This window comes from Yoonia sp. (assembly GCF_030731595.1).
Classification (GTDB): Bacteria; Pseudomonadota; Alphaproteobacteria; order Rhodobacterales; family Rhodobacteraceae; genus Yoonia.
Window position 1 is genome coordinate 20,075 of sequence record NZ_JANQTS010000129.1, and the last position, 11,406, is coordinate 31,480.

Annotated in this window: 8 protein-coding genes; 5 read left to right on the forward strand and 3 right to left on the reverse strand. The window is 56.9% G+C overall.

Annotated elements, in window-relative coordinates:
* Nucleotides 1-64: 64 nt before the first annotated feature.
* From NWQ23_RS15340 to NWQ23_RS15350, 3 genes are all read right to left on the reverse strand, one after another.
* On the reverse strand, nucleotides 65-2,419 hold the full coding sequence (locus NWQ23_RS15340) for a TRAP transporter large permease subunit (RefSeq protein ID WP_306167262.1): 2,355 nt from the start codon (nucleotides 2,417-2,419) through the stop codon (nucleotides 65-67).
* A 17-nt stretch (nucleotides 2,420-2,436) separates the two neighbouring features.
* Nucleotides 2,437-3,381 (reverse strand): TRAP transporter small permease subunit, encoded by a 945-nt coding sequence (locus NWQ23_RS15345; protein WP_306167263.1) that lies wholly within the window; start codon nucleotides 3,379-3,381, stop codon nucleotides 2,437-2,439.
* Between the two features lie 111 nt (nucleotides 3,382-3,492).
* Nucleotides 3,493-4,578 (reverse strand): TRAP transporter substrate-binding protein, encoded by a 1,086-nt coding sequence (locus tag NWQ23_RS15350; RefSeq protein ID WP_306167264.1) that lies wholly within the window; start codon nucleotides 4,576-4,578, stop codon nucleotides 3,493-3,495.
* 519 nt (nucleotides 4,579-5,097) lie between these two features.
* On the opposite strand from NWQ23_RS15350, the gene yghU reads away from it, so the two are divergent.
* The 5 genes from yghU to NWQ23_RS15375 all read left to right on the forward strand — a co-directional run bounded on the left by yghU (nucleotide 5,098) and on the right by NWQ23_RS15375 (nucleotide 11,295).
* The gene (gene yghU / locus NWQ23_RS15355) at nucleotides 5,098-5,967 is read left to right on the forward strand and encodes a glutathione-dependent disulfide-bond oxidoreductase (protein ID WP_306167265.1); all 870 of its coding nucleotides are present in this window, start codon (nucleotides 5,098-5,100) and stop codon (nucleotides 5,965-5,967) included.
* A gap of 17 nt (nucleotides 5,968-5,984) precedes the next feature.
* Nucleotides 5,985-7,238, forward strand: coding sequence for a hypothetical protein (locus NWQ23_RS15360; protein WP_306167266.1), 1,254 nt, complete (start codon nucleotides 5,985-5,987; stop codon nucleotides 7,236-7,238).
* Nucleotides 7,239-7,387: 149 nt separating this feature from the next.
* A complete protein-coding gene (locus tag NWQ23_RS15365; protein ID WP_306167267.1) occupies nucleotides 7,388-8,338 on the forward strand; it encodes a calcium/sodium antiporter in 951 nt (316 codons plus the stop codon).
* A gap of 292 nt (nucleotides 8,339-8,630) precedes the next feature.
* A complete protein-coding gene (locus NWQ23_RS15370) occupies nucleotides 8,631-9,275 on the forward strand; it encodes a hypothetical protein (RefSeq protein WP_306167268.1) in 645 nt (214 codons plus the stop codon).
* Between the two features lie 265 nt (nucleotides 9,276-9,540).
* Nucleotides 9,541-11,295, forward strand: coding sequence for an acetolactate synthase 3 large subunit (locus NWQ23_RS15375; protein WP_306167269.1), 1,755 nt, complete (start codon nucleotides 9,541-9,543; stop codon nucleotides 11,293-11,295).
* Nucleotides 11,296-11,406 lie beyond the last annotated feature (111 nt).

An 11,406-nucleotide genomic window follows, 5' to 3' on the forward strand; every position in this document is an offset into this window, starting at 1 on the left:
AATGCCACAAACGCAAAAGGGCGGCACCTGCGATGCCGCCCTTTGTGTTTGTATGGGTTGGCCCTTAGTTCAAAAGGTTCGGGACGATGGTCACGACGCTTGGGAAGAAAGCCAGCAACAACAGCGCGCCCACCTGAATACCGATGAACGGCATCACACCACGATAGATCTGCCCTGTCGTGATCGACTTGGGCGCAACACCGCGCAGATAGAACAGCGCAAAGCCGAAGGGCGGTGTCAGGAACGAGGTTTGCAGGTTCACCGCAATCATGATCGTGACCCACTTGGGGTCAAAGGTCCCGCCATAGATCACCGGCCCCACAATCGGGATCACGATGTAGATGATCTCGAGGAAGTCGAGCACAAAGCCCAGCACGAAGAGCACCAGCATGACCAGCAAGAACACGGTCCATTCATTGTCGAACGACCGCAGGAACTGCTGGATATAGTGTTCACCACCGAAGGAGATCAGCACAAGGTTCAGCAGTTGCGAGCCGATCAGGATGGTAAAGACCATCGAGGTGACCTTTGCTGTCTCGCGGACCACCGGTGCCAGAACGCCACCGGCGATCAAGATCCAGCATGACCAGAGCAAGCCGAACATCGCAAACAGGAAGCTGCCAAAGGCCACCAGATAGGCAAGGCGGTTTTCGAACAGCACCACTTCTTGGCCAAGGCGCAGGTCGAAATTGCCACCGATGACCAGCATCACCACAATCGCCAAAGCTGTCAGCACGACGATGCGGCCCGAGAGGCCCTGATCCTTGCGCTTGCGATAGGCTGCAAGAAGGATCGCACCGCCTGCACCCAGGGCTGCGGCTGGCGTTGGGTTTGTGATACCGCCCAGGATCGATCCCAGCACCGCAACGATCAAGACCAGTGGCGGGAAGACCACGCGCAGAATCTCGTTCTGGGCCAGATACCTCACGGCGGGGCGAACCCCCAGATAGGTGACCGCCAAGGGGATCAACAGAATCAGCGTGGTGGTGCCCGGCGTCGTCAAAGGCGAGATAAAGATGATATCCGCCAAAAGCACCAAACCGACACCGACCGCACCAAGGATCAGCGGGCGATGATCGGCGCTTGGCGCCACACCCCGTGCCAGCGCCAGCATCACGCCCAGCATCACGGCAAGCACCGCAATGCCCGTCCCGATCGGAGGCGCGTCATTCACGGCTTGCACGACAAGTGCCGCACGCTCTTCGGGGCTCAATTCGCGCGATGCGGTGGCACCGCCGGATTCTTCGATGGCCGCCTGCTGCGCCACAGCGGTTTCCCATGCCTCGATGCCGTGCAGTTCGATCATCGACGCCTGACATTCTTCGCCAACCCGCGTGCGCAAAGATGCGTTCTCGCTTGCGTCGGTAAAGCTGTTGACGATGACAGATTGGGACCCAAGAAGGTTGACCTGTCCCATGCCGATGGCCAGACCAATGATCGCCACAGGCACGGCAAGCAACCATGTAAGGCCTTCGTTGCGGGTGATGACTTCACGGCCTGCACTATCGGCAAACTGCACGGGTGGTGCTTTGCTCGGGTTGATCAGCGCGAAAACAAACGCATAGCCGCCATAGAGAACGGCAAGCAGGATACCCGGAAGCAATGCGGCCTGAAACAACGTACCCACGGACAGAACCGCCGGAGACCCCAGATAGGTCAGCGCATCGGTACAGCCTGCCAGTTGCGCGCGGTTTTCCTGCGCTGCGGAATAGATGTCACCGGCCAATGTCCCCAGCAGAACGATCACGATGGAAGGCGGAATGATCTGCCCCAAGGTACCAGAGGCGGCAATCACACCTGTCGACAGTTCCGGCGAATAGCCGTTCTTGAGCATCGTCGGAAGCGCCAGCAGACCCATCGTCACAACCGTCGCACCGACGATCCCGGTCGAGGCGGCAAGAAATGCGCCCACGATCACGATGGAAACAGCCAGACCACCGGGCAGCGGGCCAAAGACTTTGGCCATGGATGTCAGCAGTTCGTCGGCGATGCGCGAACGCTCTAGCACGATGCCCATCATGACGAACATCAACACGGCAAGCAGCGTCTCGATCGACTGGCCTGCCAGAACCCGCTCGTTCATCCGGTTTACCATGAAGCCGATGTTGCGGTCCAATGCGACTTCCCAGCCATTGGGGAAGAGTGGCCCCTCATAGCGTGGCAATTCGGGGTATCGGAAGACAGATATGGCCTCTGGTCGGACCCCGCTGTTCACCAGATCCCGGAACTCTGCGGAGCCTTGGTCCACAGCGGCGTGGATCAACAGACCCGCGCTATCCAGTCCCGCGATGATCGCGAAGGAAATCACGGCAGACCCCATGATCGCGAATGCAACGGGGAACCCTGAAAGGATGCCCGCAAAGAGCGTCAGAAATACGATAAGAATACCGATTTCGATGCCATCTATTCCGAAAAGCATATCTTTACCGCCCTAATCTAGTGGATGTCTGCGACAAGTTCGGCAGTCGCATCGCCAAGCTTGTCTTTATCAAGGAATTTGCCTTCGCTCTCGGGCCCTTCTTTCCACTCCAGATAAGAGCGATAGAAGAAAGCAACCGCCTGCAACATGACCATCAAGGCAAATGTCACCAGCAGAACCTTGAAGAGGAAATAGGCGTTAAAGCCGTTGGGCGAGAACCCGATGGTTTCGATGTTCCAGCGCAGGGCGCGGGCTTTGTTCAGCAAACGGTCCAGCGTCTCGGAGGCCGAGGGGTTTGGCACCACAAGGTGCCGCCACAGGAAGAACCAGCCGTAAAGCCAGATGATGATCGCGCCGGGGATCATGAACACAATGGAACCGAACATGTCGATCACGCGCTTGGTGCGATAGCTGACCGCGGAATAGACCAGATCGACGCGCACATGACCGCCCTGCACGAATGTGTAGGCGGCGCACAGACAAACGATCATGGCATTGTAAAGTTTCAGTTCTTCGGACCACCAGCTGACGTCCTTGGTGAAAGACACCCCAAAGCCCACGCTGATTTCGGCCACAGCAAAGACCCGCTGCATGAAGATGATGACAATCTGTTGCAGCACCATCAGCAAGCCCGCCCATGCGGCGACACGGCCCACGACATTTGCAAAACCTTCAAGCCCGCGTACGCAGCCCCACATAAAGCGGTTGGAGATCAACCCGATGATCGTGACCACCAGAAAGATCGCGAGAGTCACAAAGAAAAATTCGACAGAGGCACCGTAGTAGATGAAGCGCATCAAGGCTTCTTTCTGCTCGGTCTCCAAGGCGCCGTTGATGGAAGGCACCCAAGACAGCCACGCACCGGGGTTAAGGATCGCATAAAAGAAGTTGTAGAAGGCCTCGATCAGGTTTGCAAAAAACCACCCGAACGCGTTACCGCCCCATGCCTCGACCAGTCCCATGGTCAGTCCCCCGAGTTGATGATTGTCAGGTATTGTCCAAGGGGCCCCACCATTAGCGGGGCCTCCGGAAATTCTGCATCATGTGGCCAATGATCGGCCAACTTTCATGCCTTAAAGTGCGTTGAAACGTGCGCGCTGACGCTGGAATTCATTGTCAGAGATGCTTGTCCAGGCATAGGTCGCCGCAGCCGCAGCTTCCTGGCTTTCGCGGATCCGTGCGAAAAGCTCGTCACCCATGAATTCATCAAGCGATTCTTTGGACGCCCGACCGAACGCATCCCAAACATCGTCCGGGAATTGCATGATCTTGGTACCCTGCGCCTTCAAGCGCTCAAGGGCCGCACCGTTGTTGTAGTTGGATTGCGAGAGGCTCCAGTGGTGTGTTGCAGCTGCTGCAGTTTCAGCGATCTGCTGCTGCGCTGGAGTCATTTCGTTCCAGACGTCGCGGTTGAACGCTGCTGTCAGAACAGAGCCCGGCTCGTGGAAACCACCTGTGTAGTAGAATTCACAGACTTCCTGGAAGCCAAGACGCTCGTCTGCGAATGGACCGATCCACTCTGCACCGTCGATGGCACCCGAAGACAGCGCCTGATAGATTTCGCCGCCCGGAATGTTCTGGACAGATGCACCGGTGCGACCCAGCGCAAGACCACCGATACCCGGCATGCGGAATTTCAGGCCCTGCAGGTCGGCAGCCGAGTTGATTTCTTTGTTGAACCAACCGCCAGGCTGGTGGCCTGTGTTGCCGCACATGAATGATTTGAGGTTGAAGATTTCGCCCAACTCGTCGTGCAGTTCCTTACCGCCGCCATGCTGGTACCAGCTGATCATCTCGCCGCCGGTTGCGCCAAAAGGCACAGCAGTGAAGAAGTAGTAGCCTGGGTGCTGGCCGCCAAAGTAGTAGTCAGCAGAGTGATAGACATCTGCCTGGCCCGAAGACACAGCGTCGAACACTTCGAATGCGCCGACCAACTGGCCCGCTGCTTTCTTTTCGATCGTGATCGCGCCGTCCATCATCCCATTGACCAAGTCAACGAATTTGACAGCAGCGTCATCAAAGACCGCAAAACCATCGGGCACGGATGTGACCATGGTCAATGTACGACGACCTTGCGCGTAAGCTGGTGCTGCCAGCGCGGTTGCGGCCGCAGCCGACCCACCGATGGCTGTATTCTTCAGAAAGGAACGACGATCCATATAGTTTTCTCCCGGTTGTAACTCTGCCCAGCTCCTCCCAGAGCATGGACCTTCCAAAATAGTTCGCCCACACTAACGTGGTCGGGCAAAAGGTAAAGATATTGAATTGCAACAAAAGCCGTAAATTGTAAAGTTTTTTGACCAATTTTCGGGCATATGCGCAATTTTCTGGGAAATCCGCTCTGCAAAGCGTGTCGAACCCTGCGACGGCGACCGATTCTTGCGCAGCGGAAATGGCGCGTCGGACCCGCGCGCGCGATCAAGCGGCGCGCCCCACCACAACCTTGGGCTGCGCAATTTGTGAAACACGCAGCGTGCAAAGGTGCGAAGTGCGCCCCTACTCCCGGCGTCACGGCAAGTCCTCTTGCGCATCGCCCAACTGCCTTTGAAAAAGCTAAAGCAGAGCCATCATGCGATTCATCGACGTTTTTTTTGATGTTCTTGAGTCTTTGCGGTTGCAGCCACCGATCAGCAGGCCACATTGGAACATGCCCACCTCAAAGCAAGATCGGAGCCGTTATGCCAGATACGCCAACCTATACCCCGCCCAAAGTCTGGACCTGGGACTCGGAAAGTGGCGGAAGGTTTGCCAATATCAATCGCCCGATCGCTGGCCCGACCCATGACAAGGACCTGCCTGTCGGCAAGCATCCCTTGCAACTGCATTCCTTGGCGACACCCAATGGCGTCAAAGTGACCGTGATGCTCGAAGAGTTGCTGGCCGCAGGCTATGGCGCTGAATACGATGCATGGCTGATCAACATCCAGGAAGGCGAACAGTTCAGCAGCGGCTTTGTTGATGTGAACCCGAATTCCAAGATCCCTGCCCTGTTCGACAAATCAACCGGCGTGCGGGTGTTCGAGAGCGGCGCGATCCTGCTGTATCTGGCCGAAAAGTTTCGCGCATTCTTGCCCAAAGACATCGCCGCACGGACAGAGACCCTCAACTGGCTTTTTTGGCTGCAAGGCTCTGCGCCCTATCTGGGCGGCGGCTTTGGCCATTTCTATGCCTATGCACCCGAAAAGTTCGAGTACCCGATCAATCGTTTCGCCATGGAGGCCAAGCGTCAGCTTGATGTACTGGATCAACGGTTGGAAGACGTTCGCTATCTTGGCGGTGATGACTATTCGATCGCGGATATGGCGACTGCACCATGGTACGGCGCACTGGTCAAAGGGCTGGTCTATGATGCGGCAGAGTTCCTTGACGTCGCGTCCTATACCCATGTGAACCGTTGGGCGAACGACGTGATGAACCGGCCCGCTTACAAGCGTGGCAATATGGTTAACCGCTCATGGGGCGAGCCAGCGGGTCAGCTGCGCGAGCGGCATGATGCCAAGGATTTTGATACCCGGACATGGGACAAGATTGGCGATGACGTGAGCTGACGAACCGGCCTGAAATCATGGAGAAAAATACAACCGGCTATCTCCTTTTGCTGACAGGCGCTGCGCTGCTGGCGCTGATTGCAGTGCTCTCCATGCTCACGGACGTCGAAGATGAGGCAGGTTTGGACCTGTCTGCTGACAGTATTGTCGCTGCATCTCAGGGGGCCTTTGGCGATCAGTTTCCACCGGCGTTGGATATCGAGATTCTCGAGGCCGCCGCTGCCGCCGGTGATCCTGTCGCGCAAAACAATCTGGCCGTGATCTTGTTGCGGTCCCGCACCTCTGGCGCGCGGGCAAGGGCCGACCAGTTGCTTGAGGACGCCGCCAGCCAAGGCCTGATCCAAGCCCGCTACAACATCGCCCATTTGATCCCGCACAGGTTCAACACCGATCCCGCATTGGTGGCCCGTCAGATTGATCTGCTGAGACAGAATGTAGAGGCCGGTGATCCCCACTCGATGGCGCTGCTGGCAGCGCGGCTCCGGTTTGTTAATCGTGATGCTTATGTCGAGGACCGTCTTGCCTATCAACTTTCCTTGTTGGAAACCGCAGCGCGCACAGGCGACCCCGACTATATGCTGCAATATGGGGCAGAGATGTGGGACCGCATCCGCAACTTGCACCCCGATGATCATGGTCCCGAACGGGCCGCAGAGATGCGTCGTATCGCGGATGTGTTGCTTGCAGTCCATGACACGGGAGAACCCCGCGCTGCGGTCCTGCTAGCGGAGATGCTGCGCGAACGAAACGTGCATGTCTTGGCGGCCCATCTTAACGCGCTTGGACACCCGACAACGCGGCTGGAGTGGCTTGACCGTGCTGCACTGGCCGGCATGGGGTACGCCCAGTGCCACTTTGCCCGGACCGTTCTGACATCAGTCTCGGAGCAGGATTTGCAAACCGCCGATCCCGTTCAGATCCGCACCGGCATTATCACCAATGCACTGCCGTTTCGTGATCGCGTGATCCAGCAAGCATTGGATCATGCCGCCTCGTGCGCCACGCCACCGGCCCGCGCCCCCGCTGCCAGCCACGCTTTCGGAGAGGATGCACTCTATCGCGCGAAATTCAGGGGGACCTGGCCCGCCATGCTCGATAGCCGGGCAGAGGCCGATATCCTGCTGGGCGTTATGGCCGCCCTGGGTATCTTTGCGCGTCCCGATCCCGTGGTGGCGCGCTTTCATATGCTGCGCGCAAACGACATGCATGATCGTGCGGACGGATTGGCATTTCTGGCGCGCTTGGATGGGACGGCACAAACCAACCCCTGAATGAAAATGGCTATGCCTTGCGCGACCGCCAAAAGGCCAAGAAATTTTGAATCCTGCACAGGGGATCAGACCAGACCGTCAGACAAAGCACACCACAACAGACAGCTTGCGGGAATATTTCGCGCGCGTCCTTGAAAGCGCGTTCTTGCATGCTTCTCTACTGTGGTGAAACGGGGATTATCATGCTGACCTATCTGATCTTGTGCCTTGGGCTTGTCGGGCTTTTTCTGGGCGGCGACTGGCTGGTCAGGGGGGCGAGCGGCATTGCTTTACGCTTTGGCGTGTCGCCGATGGTGATCGGCCTGACCATTGTGGGTTTCGGCACCTCGACCCCGGAACTTCTGGTATCATTGAATGCAGCACTCGGCGGGCAACCCGGGATCGCAATCGGCAATGTGGTGGGATCAAACATCGCCAACCTTCTGTTGATCCTTGGTTTGGCGGCCGTCATCACCCCTGTCACAGTCGACTTTGCCAGCAGCAGGCGCGACTTGTTCTGGATGGCCGGTGCCACGGTGATCCTGCCGCTCTTGTTCTGGTCAGGCAGTGTTGGCCTGATAGAAGGTCTGCTGATGGTTGCGGCTCTGATCATCTATCTGACGATCAGCTTGCGTGACACCGGGCACGTGGATGTTGACCTTCCCCCAAACAGCAATTTGCTGCGCAGTATCCTTACCGCCCTGCTGGGGTTGGCGGCTGTCATGGCGGGGGCGCATTATCTGGTGGAAAGTGCGACGATTATCGCGCGCCAGTTTGGTGTATCCGAGGCCATGATCGGCCTGAGCATCGTGGCGATCGGCACCTCCTTGCCTGAACTTGCGACAACAATCATGGCGATCATCCGGGGAGAGCGCGATATCGCTGTGGGGAATGTGATCGGATCGAATATCTTTAACGTGTTGGGCATTCTGGGGATCACTGCGCTTGTGACCCCGATCCCGCTGGATCCGCGGTTTTTGCAGATCGACACACCCTTTGTCATCGCAATCACAGTCGTGCTCGTCTTGATCCTTTGGTCCATTGGTAGGCTGAGCCGCGTCATCGGCGCGCTGATGATCGCGACTTATGCCGCCTATCTGGGTCTGACATACGCGATGTAAGCCGCAGGCAGGCAAGACCGATTGTCTTCCGGCAAAACCAACCTTGCGTAATTCTGTTGCAGAAATTCGCCCCGCATTGCGCAAAGGGTATGATTCCCCGCATTTTGACACCCATTTCTCGGGCAGGATCGGCCAATTTTTGCCGAGATTATCGAAATGAAAACATGACGTTGCGAGCCGCACAATTTATACGGTCAATGACCATGCGTGCCGGGTCCAAAAAGTCTTTGCCGCACCAATTGTCAGACACTTTAGGTTTGCGGGGGCGAGCCAACGACTAAAGGGCACCCTGTTGGAACTATCTGCGCTATTCACCGCACTTTCAACCGAACCCGAACAGATGACACGCGGGGTCATCCGGATATTTCATTTCATCGGTCTGTCCATGGGGCTTGGCGCTGCGACCTTGCTTGACCTGATGATCATCAGATTCTTTCTAGGCCGCGAAATGACGCAACAAACATGGGAGATGTTTGTCTTCTTTTCCGATCTCGTCGGCGTTGGGCTGAAACTGCTTTGGGTGACCGGACTGGGTTTCTTGCTGTTTTACTGGCTCAATGATCCGGTCAAGCTGGAGAATGAAAAAATCTGGGCCAAGATCGTGATCGTCGGCATCCTGACACTCAATGGCTGGTTCATTCACCGGACGGTTCTGCCCTTCATGTACAGGCAAATCGGACGCACGATGCTTGATGGCGTCCCCTTCCGCAAGAAAGTCCTGTTTGTGACAACCGGCATGATTTCGTTCGTCTCCTGGTACGGGCCATTGATCATTGCCAATTTGCCGCACCTGAATTTCCAAGTCCCGATGCTGCAGATTCTCATCGTCTATGGGGTGGTGCTGGCTGCAGTCCTGGCCACCGCCCATCTGCTTTTGTTCGGCACACAGATCGCGATGGCAGGGCGTAATCGCGCAAGGCGGCGCAGTTATCTTTGAATACCCCACAAAAGGGGCTGATGAAAGAAAGTTGCGAAAAATCGTCCCGATACGACATTTTCTCCACTTGAGTGGTTGACCCCCCTGTTTGAGCGGATTAGAACCGCCCAACACAAAGGAAACCCGATGACTGACGTCGTACTAATTGTAAGAAAAACGCGCATGGGCCGGTGACGGTAAGACCATAACGATCCCATGCGCCCCCGACAGCCTCGGGGGTTTTTTTGTGACTGTAAGAAACCAAACCGCGAAGGACGCGAAGCCGATGACAAAAACCATGACGGGCGCAAAAATGGTCGTACAAGCCTTGATAGATCAAGGTGTGGACGTCGTGTTTGGATATCCCGGTGGTGCCGTCCTTCCGATTTACGACGAGATTTTCCAGCAAAACAGTATCAAGCATGTTCTGGTCCGCCATGAACAAGGTGCGGTTCACGCCGCCGAAGGCTATGCCCGCTCCACCGGCAAACCCGGTGTGGCGCTGGTCACATCCGGCCCCGGTGCCACAAATGCCGTCACCGGTCTGACCGATGCGCTGATGGACAGTATCCCGATCATCGTGCTGACCGGTCAGGTGCCGACCTTCATGATCGGTTCGGATGCGTTTCAGGAATGCGACACCGTGGGCATCACCCGCCCCTGCACGAAACACAACTGGCTGGTCAAAGAAACCGACAAGCTGTCGTCGATCCTGCACGAAGCCTTCCATATCGCGACATCCGGCCGCCCCGGCCCTGTTGTCATCGACATCCCCAAGGACGTGCAGTTTGCCACCGGCACCTATACCGAGGCGCGGCAGGTCGAGACCCACTATAACCCGCAGGTCAAGGGTGACATGGAAATGATCACCGAACTGGCCGCAGCCATGGAAAAGGCCAAGCGCCCGATCTTCTATACCGGCGGCGGTGTCATCAACTCTGGCCCCGCAGCCAGCCAGTTGTTGCGCGAACTGGTGGCCGCGACCGGTTTTCCGATCACGTCGACCCTGATGGGTCTGGGGTCCTATCCCGCATCCGGTGAGAACTGGCTGGGTATGCTGGGGATGCACGGGCTCTACGAGGCCAATATGGCCATGCATGACTGCGATCTGATGATCAACATCGGCGCGCGTTTCGACGACCGCATCACCGGCCGACTGGATGCCTTCAGCCCCGGATCGACCAAGGCCCACATTGATATTGATGCATCCTCCATCAACAAGGTCATCAAGGTCGATATCCCTATTCTGGGTGATGTCGCCCATGTCTTGGAAGACCTGCTGAACGTCTGGAAAGCCCGTGGCCGCAAGACCAACAAGGAAGGTCTGGCCAAATGGTGGGGTCAGATCAACGAATGGCGCAAGGTTGACTGCCTGAAGTTCAAGCAGGAAGGCAAGATCATCAAGCCGCAGTATGCCTTGCAGCGGCTGGAAGAGCTGACCAAGAAATACGACCGCTATATCTGCACCGAAGTGGGCCAGCACCAGATGTGGGCGGCGCAATACCTTGGTTTCGAGGACCCCAACCGCTGGATGACCTCCGGAGGCCTGGGCACGATGGGCTATGGCTTTCCTGCGTCCATCGGCGTGCAGATGGGCCATCCTGACGCGCTGGTCATCAACGTGGCGGGCGAGGCCTCATGGCTGATGAACATGCAGGAGTTGGGCACCGCGATGCAATACCGCCTGCCCGTCAAGCAATTCATCCTCAACAACGAACGTCTGGGTATGGTGCGCCAATGGCAGGAACTGCTGCACGGCGAGCGCTATTCCTCCAGCTGGTCGGAAAGCCTGCCCGATTTCGTGAAGCTGGCCGAAGCGTTCGGCGCCAAAGGGATCATCTGTTCCGACCCAGCCGATCTGGACGATGCGATCATGGAAATGCTGAACCATGAGGGGCCGGTTCTGTTCGATTGTCTGGTGGAAAAGCACGAAAACTGCTTCCCCATGATCCCGTCAGGCAAGCCCCATAACGAAATGCTGCTGGGCGAGAATGCGGATGTCAAAAACGCGATCAAGTCTGATGGTGCGGTGATGGTGTAACGCTATCACGCCATGCACCACCCAGTTTGAAATAAAGAAAGATAAGGGGCATCACATGTCACCGCTTAAAATCAAAAAAGGCTCTACCAGCCATTCTGCCTATGACCTTCG